Origin of the sequence: Liquorilactobacillus mali, from assembly GCF_001437155.1 — a bacterium.
GTDB classification, from domain to species: Bacteria; Bacillota; Bacilli; order Lactobacillales; family Lactobacillaceae; genus Liquorilactobacillus; species Liquorilactobacillus mali_A.
The window spans coordinates 1-376 of record NZ_JQAR01000074.1 but is presented as its reverse complement, the minus strand read 5'-3'; the positions used below and the strand labels follow the sequence as shown (position 1 = coordinate 376).

The 376-nt window shown below is 39.6% G+C and carries 1 protein-coding gene; it reads left to right on the top strand.

Annotated elements, in window-relative coordinates:
* Positions 1–106: 106 nt before the first annotated feature.
* The coding region (locus IV36_RS11780) for a transposase (RefSeq protein WP_187328456.1) at positions 107–376 on the top strand (270 nt) is incomplete at its 3' end.

The following is a 376-nucleotide window of genomic DNA, read 5'->3' as shown; positions in this document are numbered from 1 at the left end:
GAGAGTATAAAATAGTTTGTGTAAATGAATAAAAATCCTATTGAAAAGGGAATCCCTTCCCCGTATGATTAAATCGTCAAACCAAACCAAAACGGAGGGATTCCCCATGGACCAGTTTACCAAAGATTTAACCAAAACTCTATTATCAAATGGCGATGTTAAAGAACTTTTTCGTCAACAACTCGAAACAGCTATTAATCGAATCTTGCAAGCTGAACTAACAGCTTTGCTTGGTTATGATCCTTATGACCGCTGCGGCTTTAATTCGGGCAATTCTCGCAATGGCCAGTATTATCGCTTAATTGACTCTGAATATGGTAAGTTGAAGATTGCTGTGCCGCGTGACCGTAAGGGCCATTTTCATAACCACCTGCTT